The sequence below is a fragment of the Pseudomonas marvdashtae genome, from assembly GCF_014268655.2.
GTDB lineage: Bacteria > Pseudomonadota > Gammaproteobacteria > Pseudomonadales > Pseudomonadaceae > Aquipseudomonas > Aquipseudomonas marvdashtae.
In genome coordinates this window covers 3,111,826-3,130,467 of sequence record NZ_JABWQX020000001.1, presented here as the reverse complement: position 1 = coordinate 3,130,467, position 18,642 = coordinate 3,111,826, and the positions used below count along the sequence as shown (strand labels likewise).

The 18,642-nt window shown below is 62.8% G+C and carries 21 protein-coding genes; 14 read left to right on the top strand and 7 right to left on the bottom strand.

Going from position 1 to position 18,642, the window contains the following annotated elements; genetic code table 11:
• Positions 1–44: 44 nt before the first annotated feature.
• Positions 45–1,046 (bottom strand): D-xylose ABC transporter substrate-binding protein, encoded by a 1,002-nt coding sequence (gene xylF / locus HU742_RS13915; protein ID WP_186639256.1) that lies wholly within the window; start codon positions 1,044–1,046, stop codon positions 45–47.
• 192 nt (positions 1,047–1,238) lie between these two features.
• Entirely contained in the window at positions 1,239–2,555 is a 1,317-nt protein-coding gene (gene xylA, locus HU742_RS13910; RefSeq protein WP_186639258.1) for a xylose isomerase, read from the bottom strand.
• Between the two features lie 155 nt (positions 2,556–2,710).
• On the opposite strand from xylA, the gene HU742_RS13905 reads away from it, so the two are divergent.
• The 3 genes from HU742_RS13905 to HU742_RS13895 all read left to right on the top strand — a co-directional run bounded on the left by HU742_RS13905 (position 2,711) and on the right by HU742_RS13895 (position 4,946).
• Positions 2,711–3,889 carry a XylR family transcriptional regulator gene (locus tag HU742_RS13905; RefSeq protein WP_186639260.1) on the top strand — a complete coding sequence of 393 codons (1,179 nt, stop codon included), beginning with the start codon at positions 2,711–2,713 and terminating at the stop codon, positions 3,887–3,889.
• 170 nt (positions 3,890–4,059) lie between these two features.
• Entirely contained in the window at positions 4,060–4,401 is a 342-nt protein-coding gene (locus HU742_RS13900; protein WP_186639262.1) for a YajG family lipoprotein, read from the top strand.
• Between the two features lie 167 nt (positions 4,402–4,568).
• Entirely contained in the window at positions 4,569–4,946 is a 378-nt protein-coding gene (locus tag HU742_RS13895) for a hypothetical protein (RefSeq protein WP_437179882.1), read from the top strand.
• A gap of 14 nt (positions 4,947–4,960) precedes the next feature.
• Here the strand turns inward: HU742_RS13895 and HU742_RS26795 are convergent, their stop codons facing one another.
• The gene (locus HU742_RS26795; protein ID WP_437179881.1) at positions 4,961–5,134 is read right to left on the bottom strand and encodes a GNAT family N-acetyltransferase; all 174 of its coding nucleotides are present in this window, start codon (positions 5,132–5,134) and stop codon (positions 4,961–4,963) included.
• A 226-nt stretch (positions 5,135–5,360) separates the two neighbouring features.
• Positions 5,361–5,669, bottom strand: a complete 309-nt coding sequence (locus HU742_RS13890) for a hypothetical protein (protein ID WP_186639264.1) — start codon at positions 5,667–5,669, stop codon at positions 5,361–5,363.
• 364 nt (positions 5,670–6,033) lie between these two features.
• Between HU742_RS13890 and HU742_RS13885 the strand changes: the two genes are divergently transcribed.
• Genes HU742_RS13885 through HU742_RS13875 form a run of 3 tightly spaced genes read left to right on the top strand, consistent with a single transcriptional unit; the run spans position 6,034 to position 8,111 of the window.
• Positions 6,034–6,537: an STN domain-containing protein gene (locus tag HU742_RS13885; protein WP_225923574.1), complete on the top strand. Its 504-nt coding sequence runs from the start codon at positions 6,034–6,036 to the stop codon at positions 6,535–6,537.
• A 17-nt stretch (positions 6,538–6,554) separates the two neighbouring features.
• Positions 6,555–7,100 carry an RNA polymerase sigma factor gene (locus tag HU742_RS13880; RefSeq protein ID WP_186639268.1) on the top strand — a complete coding sequence of 182 codons (546 nt, stop codon included), beginning with the start codon at positions 6,555–6,557 and terminating at the stop codon, positions 7,098–7,100.
• Positions 7,101–7,154: 54 nt separating this feature from the next.
• Positions 7,155–8,111, top strand: a complete 957-nt coding sequence (locus HU742_RS13875) for a FecR family protein (protein WP_186639270.1) — start codon at positions 7,155–7,157, stop codon at positions 8,109–8,111.
• A gap of 16 nt (positions 8,112–8,127) precedes the next feature.
• Here the strand turns inward: HU742_RS13875 and HU742_RS13870 are convergent, their stop codons facing one another.
• Both HU742_RS13870 and gspH read right to left on the bottom strand, forming a co-directional pair.
• Positions 8,128–8,739, bottom strand: a complete 612-nt coding sequence (locus HU742_RS13870) for a PulJ/GspJ family protein (protein ID WP_186639272.1) — start codon at positions 8,737–8,739, stop codon at positions 8,128–8,130.
• Positions 8,739–9,197, bottom strand: a complete 459-nt coding sequence (gene gspH / locus HU742_RS13865; protein ID WP_186639274.1) for a type II secretion system minor pseudopilin GspH — start codon at positions 9,195–9,197, stop codon at positions 8,739–8,741. The genes HU742_RS13870 and gspH overlap by 1 nt, the downstream gene beginning before the upstream one ends.
• Before the next feature lie 91 nt (positions 9,198–9,288).
• Here gspH and HU742_RS13860 point away from each other — a divergent pair, with 91 nt between their 5' ends.
• Positions 9,289–9,717, top strand: coding sequence for a type II secretion system protein N (locus HU742_RS13860; RefSeq protein ID WP_186639276.1), 429 nt, complete (start codon positions 9,289–9,291; stop codon positions 9,715–9,717).
• A gap of 1 nt (position 9,718) precedes the next feature.
• On the opposite strand, the gene gspI is transcribed toward HU742_RS13860, so the two are convergent.
• Positions 9,719–10,099 (bottom strand): type II secretion system minor pseudopilin GspI, encoded by a 381-nt coding sequence (gspI, locus tag HU742_RS13855; RefSeq protein ID WP_186610012.1) that lies wholly within the window; start codon positions 10,097–10,099, stop codon positions 9,719–9,721.
• A gap of 173 nt (positions 10,100–10,272) precedes the next feature.
• Here gspI and gspG point away from each other — a divergent pair, with 173 nt between their 5' ends.
• From gspG to gspF, 7 genes are read left to right on the top strand one after another with little or no spacing between them, the layout of a single operon-like run.
• Positions 10,273–10,722 (top strand): type II secretion system major pseudopilin GspG, encoded by a 450-nt coding sequence (gspG, locus tag HU742_RS13850; RefSeq protein WP_186639278.1) that lies wholly within the window; start codon positions 10,273–10,275, stop codon positions 10,720–10,722.
• Between the two features lie 26 nt (positions 10,723–10,748).
• Positions 10,749–11,693: a type II secretion system minor pseudopilin GspK gene (gene gspK, locus HU742_RS13845; protein WP_186639390.1), complete on the top strand. Its 945-nt coding sequence runs from the start codon at positions 10,749–10,751 to the stop codon at positions 11,691–11,693.
• Positions 11,690–12,862, top strand: a complete 1,173-nt coding sequence (gspL, locus tag HU742_RS13840) for a type II secretion system protein GspL (protein ID WP_186642842.1) — start codon at positions 11,690–11,692, stop codon at positions 12,860–12,862. Before gspK ends, gspL begins: the two co-directional genes overlap by 4 nt.
• Positions 12,855–13,409: a type II secretion system protein M gene (locus HU742_RS13835; RefSeq protein ID WP_186642841.1), complete on the top strand. Its 555-nt coding sequence runs from the start codon at positions 12,855–12,857 to the stop codon at positions 13,407–13,409. The genes gspL and HU742_RS13835 overlap by 8 nt, the downstream gene beginning before the upstream one ends.
• Positions 13,406–15,781 carry a type II secretion system secretin GspD gene (gene gspD / locus HU742_RS13830; protein WP_186642840.1) on the top strand — a complete coding sequence of 792 codons (2,376 nt, stop codon included), beginning with the start codon at positions 13,406–13,408 and terminating at the stop codon, positions 15,779–15,781. Before HU742_RS13835 ends, gspD begins: the two co-directional genes overlap by 4 nt.
• A complete protein-coding gene (gene gspE / locus HU742_RS13825; RefSeq protein WP_186642839.1) occupies positions 15,778–17,220 on the top strand; it encodes a type II secretion system ATPase GspE in 1,443 nt (480 codons plus the stop codon). The genes gspD and gspE overlap by 4 nt, the downstream gene beginning before the upstream one ends.
• Positions 17,220–18,431 carry a type II secretion system inner membrane protein GspF gene (gene gspF / locus HU742_RS13820; RefSeq protein ID WP_186642838.1) on the top strand — a complete coding sequence of 404 codons (1,212 nt, stop codon included), beginning with the start codon at positions 17,220–17,222 and terminating at the stop codon, positions 18,429–18,431. The genes gspE and gspF overlap by 1 nt, the downstream gene beginning before the upstream one ends.
• Positions 18,432–18,642 lie beyond the last annotated feature (211 nt).

The window sequence follows — 18,642 nt, the reverse complement described above, 5'->3', positions numbered from 1 at the left end:
AACCCCGCGGGACGGATAAGGATCCCGCGGGGAGTGCGCTCAGGTCATTGTCCGGCGATCTGTGCCTTGGTATAGAACCCGTCCTTTTCCAGCAGGTCGATGTTGTCCTTGGTCAGCGCGGTGGGCGTGAGCAGGATGGTGTCGACTTTTTTGTTGCCATTGTCGTACTGCGAGCTGTAGGTGGGTTTTTCGTTGCGCGCCAGTTGAACCGAGAGCTTGGCCGCTTCGGAGGCGATCAATTTCAGCGGTTTGTAGACAGTCATGGTCTGCGTGCCATCGATGACGCGCTTGACCGCCGCCAGGTCGGCGTCCTGGCCAGAGATGGGCACCTTGCCGGCCAACTTCTGCGCGGCCAGGGCCTGGATGGCGCCGCCGGCGGTGGCGTCGTTGGAGGCGACGATGCCATCGATCTTGTTGTTGTTCCGGGTCAGGGCGTTTTCAACGATGCTCAGGGCTTCGGTGGGGTTCCATTCCTTCACCCATTGCTGGCCGACAATCTTGATGTCGCCCTTGTCGATGGCCGGTTGCAGGACCTTCATCTGGCCTTCACGGAGGATCTTGGCGTTGTTGTCCGTAGGGGCGCCACCGAGCAGGAAATAGTTGCCCTTGGGCGCTGCTTTCAGCACACCGCTGGCCTGCATCTCGCCAACCTTTTCGTTATCGAAGGAAATGTAGGCGTCGATATCGGCATTGAGGATCAGTCGGTCATAGGACACGACCTTGATCCCGGCCTTCTTGGCTTCGGCGACGGCGTTGGTCAGCACGGTGGCGTTGAACGGCACGATGACGATCACGTCGACGCCGCGGGAAATCAGGTTTTCGATCTGGGAAATCTGCTTTTGCTCGTTGGCGTCCGCCGACTGCACGAAGACTTTAGCGTCGAGTTTTTCCGCCGCCGCGACGAAGTAGTCACGGTCTCGCGACCAGCGTTCCAGGCGCAGGTCATCGATGGAGAAACCGATTTTCGGGTGGGCGGCGTCGGCCATGACCGGGAGCGATAGCAGGGCCAATGCGCCGGCGAGCAGAGTACGTTTGAAGCTTTTCATGGTGGTGCGTCCTTTTATTGTTTTTTGAAAGACACTGCCTGACGATGAACGTGATGCCGGTAGAACTGTAGAGAGTTGCACGGCGTTGCGGGCACAGATTTGTCGCGCGAATGTAACAACCGCTTTGGCAAGGTCGTTCCTCCGCAGGGGCCGCTTCGCGGCCAGCGGGGATAAATCCCCTCGCCACAGCCCTCAGGGGTAGATGAACCGGTTGACGACGTTTTCGAGCATCTCCTGCCGACCGCTGACGGCTTGCGGATCCAGGTCGTTGGTAAAGGCGTGCTCAGCCAGCGATTCGAGGCTGAAGTCGCCCGCCAGAACGGCCTTGCCGAATGGCTGCTGCCAGCCGGCGTAGCGCTGGTCCTTGAATGCCTGCAACTGGTCGTTCTGCACCATCGCCGCTGCGCGCTCGAGGGAAAGCGCCAGCACGTCCATCGCCGCGACATGACCGTGGAACAGGTCGATGTCGTCCACGCTTTGCCGGCGGACCTTGGAATCGAAATTGAATCCTCCGTTGCCGAAGCCCCCGGCCTTGAGGATTTCATAGGTGGCCAAGGTCATTTCCTCGACGCTGTTGGGGAACTGGTCAGTGTCCCAACCGTTCTGCGGATCGCCACGGTTGGCGTCGATGCTGCCGAAGATCCCCAGCGAGACCGCCGTGGCGATTTCATGATGGAAACTGTGCCCGGCGAGCGTGGCGTGGTTGGCCTCGATGTTGACCTTGATCTCGTTTTCCAGGCCGAACTGTTGCAAGAAGCCGAACACCGTTGCGCTGTCGTAATCGTATTGATGCTTCGTCGGTTCCTGGGGCTTGGGCTCGATCAGCAGGTCACCCTTGAAGCCGATCTTGTGCTTGTGATCGACCACCATGCGCATGAAACGGCCCAGCTGTTCGCGCTCGCGTTTCAAATCGGTATTGAGCAGGGTTTCGTAACCTTCACGGCCGCCCCACAGCACGTAGTTCGAGCCTTTGAGGCGCTGGGTGGCGTTCATGGCGCTGAACACCTGGGCAGCGGCGCAGGCAAATACTTCCGGGTTCGGATTGCTGGCGGCGCCAGCGGCGAAGCGTGGATTGCTGAAGCAATTGGCGGTGCCCCAGAGCAGTTTGATTCCGCTCTGTTCCTGATGACGCTCCAAGTGGTCGACCATTTGCGCGAAGTGGTTGCGGTATTCCTTCAGCGACTGGCCTTCCGGCGCGACATCGGTGTCATGGAAGCAGTAATAGTCGATGCCCAGTTTGGAGAAAAACTCGAACGCCGCTTCGGCCTTGCCGATCGCCAGCTCCATCGGATCCCCGGCATGTTGCCACGGGCGCTTGAAGGTGCCGGCACCGAACACATCGGACCCCGGCCAGACAAACGTATGCCAGTAGCAGACGGCCATGCGCAGATGCTCGCGCATGGGCTTGCCGAGCACCAGTTTGTCGGCATCGTAATGGCGGAAGGCAAGCGGGGAGTCGCTGCCCGGGCCCTCATAGCGAATCGTCTCGACATCGGGGAAGTACGGCATGGGACGGTTTCCTTTTTATTCTTGGCGGTGTCCCGATACTAACGCCGCCCCTGTCGGTGCAGATTATGAAAATCACCAACAGACAGTTCGATTTTGAGTATTGAGAATCAACGCCTGCGCGCCTAGTCTGTGTCGATCGGCATAGGGAACACACCATGAAAACCGTCCCGCCCGTTCACCGCATTGCCCTGCTGTTCAATGGCAGCAAGATCTATGATCGCGGCATTATCAGCGGCATCGGCAACTACCTGAGCAGCACGCGCGCGTCCTGGGATCTGTTCCTCGAGGAAGACTTCCTGTGTCGCTTGAAAGGGATCGAACGCTGGCAGGGCGATGGGATCATTGCGGACTTTGACGACCCACTGATTGGCGAGGCGCTGTCCGGGATCAAGTTGCCCGTGGTGGCGGTGGGCGGCTCGTATCGGGATGAGCGCGCCTACCCCAAGGGTATTCCTTATGTCGCCACGGATAATCATGCGCTGATCAAATTGGCCTATGAGCATCTGATCGAGGCCGGGTTGACGCGTTTCGCCTGCTTCAGCCTGCCCGAAGCACAAGCCAATCGCTGGGCCCAGGAGCGGGAGAAAGCCTTTCGCCAATTGGTCCAGCGCGATGGCCTGCACGCTGAGGTCTATCGCGGCATGGGCACTAGCGCGCCACTCTGGGACAGCGCCGTCGAGCAGCAGATTGCCTGGCTGCAAAGCCTGCCCAAGCCCATCGGCATCATCGCCGTCAGCGACGCCCGGGCCCGGCAGTTGTTGCAAGCCTGCCTGACCGCCGGGATTGCCGTGCCGGAAGAAGTCGCCCTGATCGGCATCGACAACGACCCGTTGACCCGCAGCCTGACCCGGGTGCCGCTGAGTTCGGTGGTGCAGGGCACCGAAACCATGGGCCGGACCGCCGCGCGGTTGCTTCACCAAATGCTGCATGGCATGCCGTCCTCGAGCACGCAGGTTCTAATCCCGCCTGATGCGATCAATGTGCAGGTATCGAGCCTGCACCAACCATTGGGCAACCCCTATGTCATGCAGGCACTGCTCTTCATCCGCCAATACGCCTGCCAGGGCATCAAGACCGCCCAGGTGGCGGCTTACGTAGGGGTGTCGCGGTCATCGTTGGAATCGCACTTTCGCAAGGAGCGGGGCTGCAGCGTCCACGACGAAATCCTTCGTTTCAAACTGGCCGCCGCCGCCAAGGGGTTGGAAAACACCGACTCGCCGATTGCCGACATCGCCCAGAATTGTGGTTTCAAATCGGCGCAGTACCTGCACACCGTGTTCCGCCGCGAATTCGGCTGCACGCCTCGGGAGTATCAGGTGCGTCAGGCTGATTGAGGAAATGACTCAGGGCTGCAGATGGCTCTGGTCATCCTTACCCGGCTTGCAACTATTGCTGGGAGTAATAGTGACCATTACCAAATGCAAGTTCTGCTTTGCAGGCTTTCATTGGAAAATCAGCGCCATCAAACACGCCACCCCGTATTTTTATTTTCAGGATCCGACCCATGCGCCCTTTGTCTTTGCTTGCCCTGGCGTTCTCCCCGTTGCTGCTGGCGGGGTGTGCCTCGGCGCCGAACGATCCGACCCTGACCCTGCAGACCAGCAAGACGCCGGCTGAATACGCCGAATGCGTCGTGCCGAAGCTGCAAGACAGCGCGTTGAGCCCGTTGGTCTCGCAGACCCAGCGCAGCTATCGCATCGTCGTGCCGAGCAAGGTGCTGGCAGACAATGTCCTGGAAGCCTACAAGGCCGGCAGCGGCGGCAAGGTGTTCATCTACGAGCGCCATCTGCTGGCCTCCAATCTCGTGCCTTCGAGTTTCGAGCGCGCTGCACAGGAATGCATCTGACCAAGTCGTAAACGCTTTTTACCGTGCTCCTTTGGTTGGCCGCAACCAACCAATCCCCTTGCCCCGCACCGCATTCGGTCGCGGGGCTTTTTTTGTAGACGGGAACCGTACGTGCCGGATGTGAGAGGATGGCGAACGCAAAGTCGCCGCACATCACAAGGACCGAAATGAATATGCTCCCAGCGCGCGCCGTGCCATTCGTCTTGACGCTTGCGGCCCTTTGCACGCCGGTGCAGGCCTCGACGTGGCAGATCTGTGAAATTGAGCTGAAGGTTACCGAAGTGGTGAAACGACCCACGCCAGAGCTTAAGGTCCAGGTGCTGAAAGCGCGTCCGATTTCACCCAGCGTGGAATGTCCGACGGAGGGCGCGGTGCTCAGTTTCGTCCCGGAAACCGCCGACTACCAAGCCACGCTGCCGCGCCGGCAATGGCCCGCAAAAGGCCAGACGGTCCGGATCAAATACCGCTATCTGGATGGTATTTGCAAAGGCGATGGCAACGACTATCCCTGTCGTATCGAGCATTATCCGTTTGGGTCTCGATAAACTGGCCCCTGAAGCTAGATTGAAAGACCGTACCAATTGTCATGCCCGGTTTCGTCCCGGTTGGAACGCTCCAGCAGAAAACCACAGCGCTGAAGTACTTTTACCGAGCCTATGTTGGTCGCGTAGACATTGGCCTGCAGCCGACCGAGTCGCCAGTGCGACTGGGCCTGCTGGATCAAGTGCCTCACCGCCAGTGTCGCCTAATGGGCGATGTGCTCGCTACTGCGGCGTAATGCTGTTGATTTAAGAGGTTCAACAAACCTGTGGCGAGGGAGCTTGCTCCCGCTGGGCTGTGAAGCAGCCCCAAACGGCCAATGCGGTCCTCCAGACGGATCGCGTTTGCAGGTTTTGCGACTGCTGCGCAGCCGAGCGGGAGCAAGCTCCCTCGCCACGGTTTAAGTGAACAGCATTACGCTACTGCGGCGGGCGTTGCGGCAAGGCGGAATTGCCAAAGGTGTTGCCCATGCGAATTCGCGTAGCGGACTGGTTGTACAAGCCCAGCTTATTCGGCGCGCGCTGGTCGATCGGCACGTTCATCGCTTCCTGGTTCTTGCGAGCTGCCGCAGTGCCCTTCGGGTTAGCCATCTGCTCGCTCAGGCATTCATAGGACAGCGCCTTGTAGCCGTTCACCTCGACATTGATGCATCCCTCATTCACTGGCTCGGCGGCTTGCACCCACAAGGGAAGGATAAGAAACAGTGGCGTGAATACGCGACAGTCCATGACGAGGTTCCTCGCGGCGGCATAAGAATCCAATCTACCTCGAAATCGCGCAGCGTATGGCGATGTTTTTTTTGCGGCGACCGTCACACAAACGACATGTACAGCTCTCATGATGCGCCAACGCAGGGCGTCGACACGCCGTTCGGGCCGGAAGCCGTCTATGTCAAGAGAAGCGCTGAGCAGGTGCTGCCTCGCGCCCACGGTACTGTTTTTTTTGCTCCATGCACTGATGCCGCAAAGGGATGCGTGGTCAGCCACGCCTGCGTCTCGTGAGGCTGGCCACCGAGCGGATCGCTTGGTCGAATTTGCAATCCCCGCTCAGGAGCTGAGTGCCGCCCTGGACCTTTACAGCAGAACCAGCGCAATGGCGATTCTGGTTGATCGCCAGCTGACGCACGGACGGCGATCGACGGCGGTGAATGGGCGCTTGCATGCGCGTCAGGCGCTGGAGCAGTTATTGGCCGGAAGTGGGCTGATGGCGCTGTACACCGGCGCGGATGCATTTACCGTCAAACGAGCCGAGGTCGCCAGCCGTGCAGGTACGTCGCCACGCCACGGCAATCCCAGGTTACGCGAGAACAGTTTTGCCAACGCCTTGCAGTCTGCGCTGGAGCAGGCGCTATGTCGCTCCGTGGTGACTCGCCCGGGCCGTTATCGCGCAGCGTTGCAGGTGTGGGTGGGCGCGTTGGGCGAGGTGCAGCACAGTCGCTTGCTGGCTTCCACCGGTAATGACCAGCGTGATGCGGCGATAATCGAGGCGTTGGGTCGATTGAATATCGGCCAGATACCGCCGTCGTCGTTGCCGCAGCCGGTGACTGTGCTGGTGATGCCGGACGCCGCTGTCGCAGGCATGGAATGCAACCCATAGGAAGGAGCGGTAAAGCCATGACGGAAAAGGAGCAGAGCGCCATGCTCAAGGTGTTCCTGGCTTCCTATGATGTGTTTCGCGCGCGCCTGCGCCGGCGTCTGGGCTCCGATGACCTGGCCAACGACGTATTGCATGAAACCTATCTGCGGGTAGACCGCATGGAACAGCCGGTGGATGTGCAGAAACCCGGCGCCTACCTGTTTCGCATGGCCCTGAACATCGCCGCTGACCGTCGTGCACAGGATGCGCGACTGCTCACCGGTATCGAAATCGAAGAGCTGATGCAAACGGTCGACGAGCATCAGGACCCGGCGGTGATCGTGGGCGGTCAGATTGAAATTCGCGCGCTGATGCAGGCGCTGACCGAGCTTTCCTCCAGGCGTCGGCAAATATTGATGGCATCGCGCATGGAGCAAACGCCGCATCAGGCGATCGCCCTGCGTTTTGGCATTTCCACCCGGATGGTCGAGAAGGAACTCAAGGCTGCGCTGGAATATTGTGCGGATCGCCTGGAAAGAAAAGTGATCCAGCGGTTCGGTCCCGGTGCGGGAAAACAGTCTTAGGTCATGAAGCGCGTGTCGCGCGTACTTTCTCGAGTCATTGCACGTTTGAAAAACATGTCCATAAGCGCATCTGAATCGGCCACTGCCACGGTTAGCCAGCTCCGGGACGAAGCCTTCCATTGGCTGGTGCGCCTGACGTCCGGGCACGCCACCCAAGCCGATGCCGAGGCCTTTCGCCGGTGGAGCGCACAGAGCTCGGAACATGCCCGGGCATTTGCCCAGGCCCGGCAGTTGTGGCAAGCCATGGCGCCTGCCGAGCAAATGCTCCAAGGCGTACAGGCGGCTAAGGTCATCGATCACCCCCGACGTTTCGGCCGGCGAGCGTTTCTCGGCGGGGCGATTGCCGCGTCAGTGGCGGTATTGGTAGCGCGTCCGGCGCTGTTGGATGGCTGGTCCATGGGGGCTGATTTTCATACCAATGTGGGTGAACAACGGCGTGTCGACCTGGTCCAGGGCGTAGTGCTTGAACTCAATACCCAGACGCGTATCAGCCAGCGCACCGTGGCCGCTGGCGATGCCGCCATCGAAGTGCTGAGCGGCGAAGTGGAGGTCCAGGCCCGTACGCCTTTGCGCGTATTGGCCGGCAATGCCGAGCTGCTGGCCGATGGCGCGCGGTTCAATGTACGGGCCATCGATGGCAGCGTGTGCGTAACGTGCCTGGAAGGCAGCGTGCAAGTCCAGCATCAAGGACGTCGCGTAAGCCTGGTGCAAGGCCTGCAATTGACCTATACCGCGCAGCGACAAGGCCAACCCAGCGCCTTCGACACACAGCAAGTGATGGCCTGGCGTGAGCAGATGCTGGTGTTCAACGACGCACCGCTGGCGAGCGTGATTGATGAAATCAACCGCTACCGCCCTGGGATGATTGTGCTGATGAACGCGCAACTGGGGCAGCGCAAGGTGCAGGCGCGCTTCAGCTTGGCGCAATTGGAAAATGTCGCCGTGCTGATTCGCGATGCCTATGGCGCCTCGATCACCGAGCTACCGGGCGGCATCGTGCTGGTCAGCTAAAACCGCCCATGCGATATCATTCAAGCGGCGCCAACACCTGGCGGTACTGCTCGGTGCCTTGCGCCGTGCGACGGCTGAAGCTGAACTCCAGGCCAGCCGGGTTTTCCTCCTTGCTGCCGGTCAGATGGCTCCAGCCACGATCCGCGCGCCAGACCCGCACATCGACGCGCTCCAGTTCACTGAGCACCGCCACGCCTTCCTTGGGCGCAGGTAATGGGTAGCGCGACCGGCCGGCACCTGCGGCGCGAAACAACGTGCCGTTGTCGATCCACCATTTCACGCGCTGCACGCTGCCGTCCTGCGCCGCCGTGGCGCGTATCAGTTCCAATTGCAACGGGTTGCTGTCGCTGCTGCGGATGCTGATCGCCGCAGGCGCCGGGAGGCTGGCGACAGACGGGTCGTCAGGGGCTTTTGGCTCGGCCAACTCAGTGGTGGCGCGCAGGGCAAAGTCTCGCTGCAACTGGTTGAGCGCACGCATCAGTTGCGCGTGTTGCTCGACGCTGTCCTGCAAGTGAGCGTCGGCGCGAGTCACGCCGTCGAGCCCGCGCCAGGCGATCAGGCTGACGATCGTCATCAGCATAATGGCTACCATCACCTCAATCAGCGTGAAGCCTCTTTGCCGGTCCATCAATGCACCTCGATGCGGCCAGTCGCGGTGCGCGTCACCGATACGCTGGCCTGGTTGCTGGACAGGGTGACTTGCAGGGGGGCGCCAATCCATTCGGCATCGAGCACCAGCGTTTTGCCCTGGCGTATCCGCACCTCCACTGGCGCCGAATCCCAGCGTCTGGGCCGTAGTTGCGGGTCGTTGATGAACTCCCGATCCCGCGCGTCGACGACATCCCGCCGCACGAAACGGTAGCCCTGGTTGTCGGCGACCCAAGTGATGGGCCGGCCGTCGCTGCGCGCTTCGGCCTGGGCGGTCTCCAGCAGCAACGCCAAGCGCTTGGCGTCTTCACGCAGGCCGCGCGCAGGGTCGGCGTGGATGTTCAAGCTGATGGCGGCGCTGGCAATGCCGATGATCACCAACACCACCATCAGTTCGATCAGCGTGAAGCCTTGTTGCCGGTGTCGCCAATTATTCATGGCGCTGCGCCTGTATCTGGGGTGGATTTGCAATAAAAACGTGAGAAAGCACGGGTAGCCTGATTCACTGGAATTCACGGAGGATCCGCTCATGCGCCATTTCCATCGGTTGAACCCGGCCACCCTGGTACAGGCTGCCGCCGTGCTTGCCAGCGTGGCGGGGCTCGTCATATGGGGTTTTTTGCTCAACGATTCGGCGCCCGTGCAAGCCCAGGCCAGCAGCGAAGCCTTGCCACCGCTGGCCGCCACCGGCCAGGAGGCGGCCCAGTGGTTTGCCAGTTCGGCGCATACCCTGGAGATCAAGCTCAGCGGCCTGCTAGCCGGCCCGAATGGCGCGGTAGCGGTCCTCAGTATCGATGACGGGCCGCCCCGGGCCTTCCTGGCGGGGGAGCAGTTGGGCGAGGGCGTGCGCTTGCGCGGTATCGAAGGCGACGCCGTGGTCATCGACCGCGCCGGCACTGAATCGCGTTTGCCGATAGCCCGCCTGCCGGCGCCGGTGGCGCTGCCGTCGCTGCGTTGATTCATGGTTTGGCGATGGGACGGCTGAACAACGTTTCCAGGCGCGCCAGCGGTGGCCCGTGTTGTTCGCGATCATGCACCAGGACCTGCACCCTCAGCAGATCGCCGCTGCGGGTTACCCGCTGTTCACAACTGAGTTTCAAGCGTCCTTGATCACAGCGCTGCATGGCGCTGTCCTTGTTTTTCACTCCGCGCAGACGCAGTTCGGCCAGGCTGTTCTGCGCCGCCAACAGTGCCACCGAGCGCTCGCGCAGAAGCGCGTTGCTCTGGCTCATTTGCCCACTGGCGCGTACCGCCGCCGACATCGCCACCGCCACGATCAGTAGCGCCACCAACACTTCGATCAGGGTAAAACCGCGTTGCCGGGGCACCTGTCTGGTCATGGTGATGAGCGTCGTCGGGGGAAATGGACTTCAGCCTAATGCCCGCACTTGACGGATTGCTGACCAAAGCTCCTGAGGATTTTTTATACCAGTGACATATGCGACTGGAACAATCCGCAGCGAATGGAAACCTCAATCCGCGCCGAACCAGGCGCCAGCCAAGGAGTGTCGAGATGGGTGTCGTGTCGTCTAACCGTCCCACACAAGGCCCTCGCCGGCAGCGAGGTTTTACCCTGATCGAAATCATGGTCGTGGTGGTCATCCTCGGGATTCTCGCCGCCATGGTCGTGCCCAAAGTTCTCGACCGGCCGGACCAGGCCAGGGCCACGGCGGCTCGCCAGGACGTCGCCGGTCTGATGCAGGCGCTCAAGCTGTTCCGCCTTGATCAAGGGCGCTACCCGACCATGAACGAAGGCCTCGCAGCCTTGGCGCAAAAGCCCGCCAATGCCACCAGCGCCAATTGGCGGGCTTATCTGGAGCGATTGCCCAAGGACCCTTGGGGTCGTGCCTACAATTACCTCAACCCAGGCACCAACGGCGAGGTTGATGTGTTTTCCCTCGGCGCCGATGGCCAGCCCGATGGTGAAGGCGTCAACGCCGATATTGGCTCCTGGCAGCTCTAGCCGTGGGGCATTCAGCGCAGCGCGGCATGGCGGTGATCAGCGCCTTACTGGTGGCGACCGTGGTGGCGGTGATTGCCGCCGGCATGATCGCCCGGCAGACGCAGGTGACCCGTGGCGTGGAAAGCGAAAGCCAGCGGGTGCGGGGCGCCTGGCTGTCCAATGGGGTGCTGGAGTGGACCCGACAGGCGCTGTGGCAGCAACGGCTGCGCGAACCCATGACGCGTTTGGACCAGGACTGGGCGCAGCCCATGCGCGGCGTACGCCTGGGCTCTGAGAGCGGCGTATTCGACGGTCGCATCAGCGATGAGCAGAGCAAATTCAACCTGCGCAACCTGGTCCTGGACGGACAGCTCGACACGCTGGAATCCGCTGTGTTCGAACGCCTTTGCGCCGAACTGGGCGTACCGCTTGCCCAGGCCAATCGCATCGTCCAGCGCGTGATCGAGGCGTACCCCAGGCGCTTGCAGCCTGCGTCGCAAAGCACGAGCGCGGGAACGGGATTGGACAGCGGCCGCCTGACGTCACCCGACGCCGACAGCCGCCCGCTGCCCGCCACCCGGCCGATGTTGCGCCACTTCGATGACTTGGCCAGCTTGCCGGGTATCGACCCCGCCACTCTTGAGCGCTTGCGCCCCTTTGTCACGGTGCTGCCAGCGAGCACCTGGGTGAACGGCAACACCACCACTGCCCAAGTCCTGGCCGCGCGGGTGCCCGGCATGAGCGTGGCCCAGGCGCAAGCGCTGATCGCCGAGCGCGACCGTGGCCAGTGGTTCATCAACAGCGGGGATTACCTCAACCGCTTGCGTGTACCGCAGATGAGCACTGAACAACTGCGCCTGGGCATCACCAGCGAGTGGTTTCTGTTGCGCGGGCAATCCACCGTCGAGCAGCGCCAGTTCAGCGTCCAGGCGCTGTTTTATCGCGGTGAGCTGAACCGGCCCCGAGTGATCTGGTCGCGGGTGGGCGCATGAGCGTTTTGCTGCGGATGGCCCTGGCGCCGTTGGCGCAGTTGAACGCCGACAGCCTGTTGGAGTGTGCCTGGCTCGACCGTAAGGGCGCGTTGGTCAAGCAGGGTCGACAGTCTTTGCGCGAGCTGAGCAGCGCGGCCCAAGCCCAAGCGTTGGAGCTCTGTTTGCATCCCCAGGACAGCTTGCTGGCCTGCGTCGAATTGCCCCCGCTGCCAGCTGCGCGCCTGGGCGATGCCGTGCGTTGCGCGGCAGACAACCTGCTGCTGGGCAGCGACGATACCGTTCACCTGGTACACGGGCCTCGCGACATTGGCGGCCAGGTGCAATTGGCTTGGTTTGACCGGGCGGCGCTGCAGCGTCTCTCGCAGTTGTTGCAAACGCTCAAGTTGCAGCCGCGCGGCCTGTACGCGGCGCCGTGCTTTTTATCGTTGGCCGAGGCCGGCGCGTGCACGGCAACTTGGGTGGAGGATCATTTGCTGGTACGCGAGGACCTTCAGCGCGCCTGGGTTCATCCCTTGATGGAAGAAGGGCTCGAGCAATTGCGCGAGAGGACGGTGCGTTGGGTCGGTGCGCGGCCAGAAAGCTTGGCCGGCGTCGATCCATTGCCGGGCGAACAGCGCTGGATCGGCCCGGTGCCGTCATGGAGTCTGCTCAGCGGCATCGAGCAGAACCCACGGGGCAATCAGCGCTGGGGCCGCGCCGCCGCCTGTTGCGCGGTGGCGGCGTTGATCTGGACCTTGGGCCTCAATCTGTATGCCATGCGGCTGGCCGATGAGGGCCAAGCAATCAAGAGACAGATGGTCAGTCGGGTGCAGCAGGTTTTCCCCGAGTTGCCGGTGGTCCTCAATCCCTTGCAACAGGCGCGTCAGCAACGCGATGCGCGACGCGACGGGGCGCAGGCCGAAGGACCGGTCAGCTTCGCGGTCCTGGTGCGGCAGGCGGTTGGGCATTTGCCGTTCATGGCGGGCGCCGTCGACAAGCTCGACTTCGATGGCACGGAATTGCACCTGACCCCGCGCGCGCCGGCCCGCAAACCCCCTGCCGAGAGCAGCTGGCAAGCCAGCCTGGCGCAAGGCGGCATACAAGCAGATCTGGCCAACGGGCAGTGGACCCTTAAGCGTTTGCCAGCGGACGCCAAGACGACGTCCGTCGCGGAGGCCGCGGATGAATAGCCTTGCCCGCTATCGCGCCCGCTGGCAGGCCCAGCGCGCCAGCGCACTGCAGTTCTGGCAACGCAGCAGCGCCCGGGATAAACGCATCTTGCGCGTCGCCGCCGTGGTGTTGCCGGTGATGGTGCTGTGGTACGGCTTGATCCAACCGCCGCTGCAACGCATCGATCATTGGCAGGCCGAGCTGCCGCGCCTGCGTTCCCAGGCGGTAGCGCTGGAATCGGTGCTGGGCGAGGTGCAAGGCGCCAGCGTGCCGCCCGGCGCGATCACCCCGCAAGTTTTGCATGAGCGTTTGGATGGCATCGGCCTCGCGGGCGCCTACCGCCTGGAGAACAGCGCCGAGGGTGATGCCATGACGTGGCGGCTGACACTCGATAACGCCCCGGCCGACGCCGTGTTGAACTGGTTACTGGACGACGCACCCAGGCTCGGCCTGCGGGTGCGCGACGCTCATTTGCAACGGACAACAACGCAAAGTACTGAGACGGCCGCGCGGATTTCCGGGGTCGTCGGCATGGAACAGGCGCCAGGCGCTAAGGACTCTTCATGAAGCGGTTTGGTACGTACGCGTCAACATTTCCCTTGGCGCTGCTGCTGAGTGCCTGTAGCCAATGGGGCGGCGAGCAACCACAGCCCATCGCCGCGCAAAGCGAACTCGGCCAGCCGCTGGCGCAGACCGGCAGCGGCGATGCGCTGGTGGAGCGCCAGCGAGCCCAGGCGCAGGTGCAAGAGCAGCGACAGCGGCAGGTCAACAAGGCACCGTCGCGCTCGAGCCCGCGTTCTCCCGCCGATGCTGCGACGGTGGCCGGCAACGGCTTGGGCAAGCAGCCGGTGCAGTTGAATTTTGTCGAGGCCGACATTCCCGCCGTGGTGCGCGCTTTATCCCGGGCAACCGGTCGCCAGTTCCTGGTCGATCCGCGCATCAAAGGCCAACTGACCCTGGTGTCTGAAGGCGAAGTTCCGGCTCATACCGCCTACGACATGTTGCTGGCGGCCCTGCGCATGCAAGGCTTTGCCGTGGTCGAAGTGGAGGGCGTCAGCCAGGTGGTGCCGGAAGCCGATGCCAAGTTGCTGGGCGGCCCGGTGGGGGACGCCGACCGTCCGGCAGGCAATGGCATGATCACGCGGACCTACCGCCTGCAGTACGAAAACGCGGTCAACCTGATTCCGGTGCTGCGGCCTATCGTGTCGGCTAACAACCCCATCAATGCCTATCCTGGCAACAACACGGTGGTGGTCACCGACTACGCGGAAAACCTCAGGCGCGTGGCGCAGATCATCGCCAACATCGACATTCCCGGGGCCATCGACACCGATGTGGTGCCGGTGCAGAACGGGATCGCGGTCGACATCGCGACGATGGTCTCCGAGCTGCTGGACGTGCAGGGCGCCGATGCCACGCAAAAGGTCTCGGTGATTGGTGACCCACGGTCCAACAGCATCATCCTGCGCACCGGCAGCCCCGAGCGTACCGAATTGGCCCGCCAACTGATCTACAAGCTCGACAATGCCCAGAACAACCCGAGCAATCTTCACGTGGTGTACCTGCGCAACGCCCAGGCCAACAAACTGGCGCAGGCCCTGCGCGGCCTGCTCACCGGTGAAGGGGAAATGGCCGGTGCGTCCACCGACGGCGCGCGAGCCCTGTTGAGTGGCGGCGGCCTGGGTGGCCAATCGGGCAACAGCACCACCGGCAATGGCAGCAGTTCCTCAAGTAGCGGCGCCAGCTCGCAAAACAGCAACGGCCAGGGCGCCGGCCTGCAAATGCCGAGTGGTCAAAGCGGCCATCAGTCCGGCGAAAGCGCGGTGGCGTTTTCCGCCAATGGCGTGACCGTGCAGGCCGATACCACCACCAACACCTTGCTGATTTCCGCCCCCGACCCGTTGTATCGCAACCTGCGGGAGGTCATCGACCTGCTCGACCAGCGCCGAGCCCAGGTGGTGATCGAAAGCCTGATCGTCGAAGTCAGTGAAGACGATGCCAGCGCATTCGGCATCCAATGGCAGGCCGGCGACCTTGCCGGCAATGGCTGGATCGGCGGCGCCAACCTGGGCGGCGCCGGCATCAATACATCAGCTAAGAACAGTATTGATGCGCTGCCCGGTGGCCTGAGCATCGGCAAGGTCTCGGGCACCGTGAATATTCCGGGCATCGGCCAGGTGTTGGATCTGAAAGTGCTGGCCCGCGCGCTGAAAAGCAAGGGCGGCACCAACGTGCTGTCCACCCCCAATCTGCTGACGCTGGACAACGAAGCGGCGAGCATTTTCGTCGGTCAGACCATCCCGTTCGTCACGGGCAACTATGTGACCAATGGCGGGGGCAACAGCAACAACCCGTTCCAGACCATCGAGCGCGAGGAAGTAGGGCTGCGCCTGAACGTGCGTCCGCAGATCTCCGAAGGCGGCACGGTCAAGCTGGACATCTACCAGGAAGTCAGCAGCGTGGACCCGCGCGCGTCCAGCGACGCCGGCACGGTGACCAACAAGCGCGCCATCGACACCAGCATCCTGCTCGACGATGGACAGATCATGGTTCTGGGCGGCTTGCTCCAGGATGGTTTTACCGAGAGCTCCGATGCCATTCCGGGGCTGGGCAGCATCCCCGGTATCGGCGCGCTGTTTCGCAGCGACAGCCGCTCGAGGACCAAGACCAACCTGATGGTATTCCTGCGCCCGTACATCATCCGCGACAACAATGTCGGACGCAGTATTACCCTCAATCGCTATGACTTTATCCGTCGCGCCCAAGGCAATTTGCAGCCTATCCACCGATGGCCGCTCACCGACATGCAGGCGCCGCAGTTGCCGCCAGCCGAGCAGGCGATGCCGCTCAACGTGCCGTCACGCAATCCAGCGCCGCTCAATCAAGTGCCCCGCGCAGCCATCCGCGCCGTGCCGCTGGAAACGGGCAAGCAGCCATGAACCCTGGGCAACCAACCCGCCAGGGCGCCTTGCCCTACGCCTGGGCCAAGGCCCAACGGCTGTTGCTCAAGGCTGGCGAGGAAGGCGATGTGCTGTTGGTCAGCGCCGCAACGCCCGGCTGGGCCATCAATGAAGTCCGTCGCCGTTATGGCATCACCGCCTTGCAACGCATACGCGACGATGAGTTGGAAGCGCTGCTGACCAGCGCCTACGCCGATACCGGCAGCGCCGCCGCGATCGTCGGCGCGGCGGAAAATGAAGTCGACCTGGACCGGCTGATGCAGGACATCCCGGAAGTCGCCGACCTGCTGGACAGCGAAGGTGGCGCCCCGGTCATCCGCATGATCAACGCTTTGCTGACCCAGGCGGCGCGGGATGAAGCCAGCGATATTCATATCGAGCCGTTCGAAACTCATTCCGTGGTGCGCTACCGCGTCGATGGCGCCCTGCGCGATGTGGTCGCGCCGCGCAAGGCCCTGCATGCGGCGCTGGTGTCGCGGATCAAGATCATGGCGCAGTTGGATATCGCCGAGAAACGCTTGCCCCAAGACGGCCGCATAGCCCTGCGTGTTGCCGGGCGGCCGATTGACGTGCGGGTGTCCACCGTGCCCACCGGCCACGGCGAGCGGGTGGTGATGCGCCTGCTGGACAAACAGGCCGGGCGGTTACAGCTGGAAACCTTGGGCATGGCGCCCGCCGTGCTCACTCAACTCGACCAACTGATCCGCCAACCCCACGGCATCGTGCTCGTCACCGGTCCCACCGGCAGCGGCAAGACCACCACGCTCTATGCCGCCCTGGCCCGCCTGGATGCCAGTACCAGCAACATCCTCACCGTCGAAGACCCGGTGGAATACGATTTGCCGGGTATCAGCCAGATTCAGGTCAACAGCCGGATCGACATGAGCTTCGGCCTGGCCCTGCGGGCCATCCTGCGCCAGGATCCGGACGTGATCATGATCGGCGAAATCCGCGACCAGGAAACCGCCCAGATTGCAGTCCAGGCCTCATTGACCGGGCACCTGGTCCTGGCGACCCTGCACACCAACGACGCCGTGTCGGCGGTGACGCGGCTGACCGATATCGGCGTGGAGCCCTTTTTGTTGGCGTCGTCACTGCTCGGCGTCCTCGCGCAACGCCTGGTGCGGCGCCTGTGTCCGGAATGCAAGCAGCCTGACGAAGCGGTGCCGGGGCAGTGGCGCCCCCACGGCTGCCCGCGCTGCAACCACACCGGCTACAGCGGTCGTACCGGCATTCACGAATTGTTCGTGGTGGACGACGAGGTGCGCCGACTGATCCACCAGGGCGAAGGCGAACAGGCGCTGCGCATTTGTGCGCGGCAGGCCGGTATGTTGAGCATGCGCGAGGACGGCGAGCGGTGGGTCGCCACTGGCTCCACCGCCCGCGAAGAAATCCTGCGCGTGACCCGGGACGCCTGATGAACCGCTACCGTTTCGAGGCCGCCGATGCCTCCGGGAAAATCCAACAAGGCGTGCTGGAAGCCGACAGCCAGCGCAGTGCGATGGGTGAACTGCGTGGCCGTGGGTTAACGCCGTTGCGCATCGATGAACAGCAACCCGTCAACAGCGCCAGTGCGCCCGGTATATTCAGCCCCAAGCTGTCCGACGGCGATCTGGCCTGGGCCACCCGCCAACTGGCGAGCCTGCTGGGCGCCAGCTTGCCGTTGGAAGCGGCCCTGTCGGCCACCGTGGACCAGGCCGAGAAACGCCACATCGCCGAGACCCTGGGCGCCGTGCGTGGCGACGTGCGCAATGGCATGCGCCTGGCCGATGCGCTCGCCGCACGGCCACGGGATTTTCCCGAGATCTACCGGGCGATGATTGCCGCTGGCGAAGAGTCCGGCGACCTTGCCCAGGTGATGGAGCGCCTGGCCGACTACATCGAAGAACGCAACAACCTGAGGGGCAAGATCCTCACGGCGTTTATCTACCCGGCGGTGGTGGGCGTGGTCTCCATCGTCATCGTGATTTTCCTGCTGGGCTTCGTGGTGCCGCAGGTGGTCAGCGCCTTTTCCCAGGCGCGCCAGGACCTGCCAACCCTGACCCGGGTAATGCTGCAGGCCAGCGACTTCCTGCGCGCGTGGGGCTGGGCCTGTTTCGCCGGACTCGCCGGCTGCTGGTGGGGGTGGCGCCGCTATTTGCGTAACGCCGAGGCACGCCTGGCCTGGCATAGCCGGGTGTTGCGGCTTCCGCTGATCGGCCGCTTCGTGCTCGGGGTGAACACGGCGCGTTTCGCCTCGACCCTGGCGATTCTCGGCAGCGCCGGCGTGCCACTGTTGCGTGCCCTGGACGCCGCCGGGCAGACGCTGGCCAACGACCGCCTGGGCCATTGCGTGGCCGATGCGACGCTGCGGGTACGCGAAGGCGTGGGCCTTGCCAACGCGCTGCGAGTCGGCAAGGTGTTCCCGCCGATCCTGATCCACCTGATCGCCAGCGGCGAAAAAACCGGTAACTTGCCGCCCATGCTCGAGCGCGCCGCGCAAACCCTGTCTCGTGATATCGAACGTAGGGCCATGGGCATGACGGCACTCCTGGAGCCGCTGATGATCGTGATCATGGGTGGCGTCGTGCTGACCATCGTCATGGCTGTGCTGCTGCCGATCATCGAGATCAATCAGCTGGTGCAATGAAACCCTGCGTAATCCCACACCAGAGCGCCACTCGGGTTCATCCGTTCGACATGTACCGCGCGCCAGGCTACGGCCCACGGGGGAGGGCACGCCATGGCGTTTCGCTCATGCTGCGAAAGCTGGGCGAAATGTCAGGAAGATGTCGGTAACTCTCGAGAATATTTAGGAAAAACAGCGCCGAACACCCGAGATTTTTTCCTTTCTCTGTCAC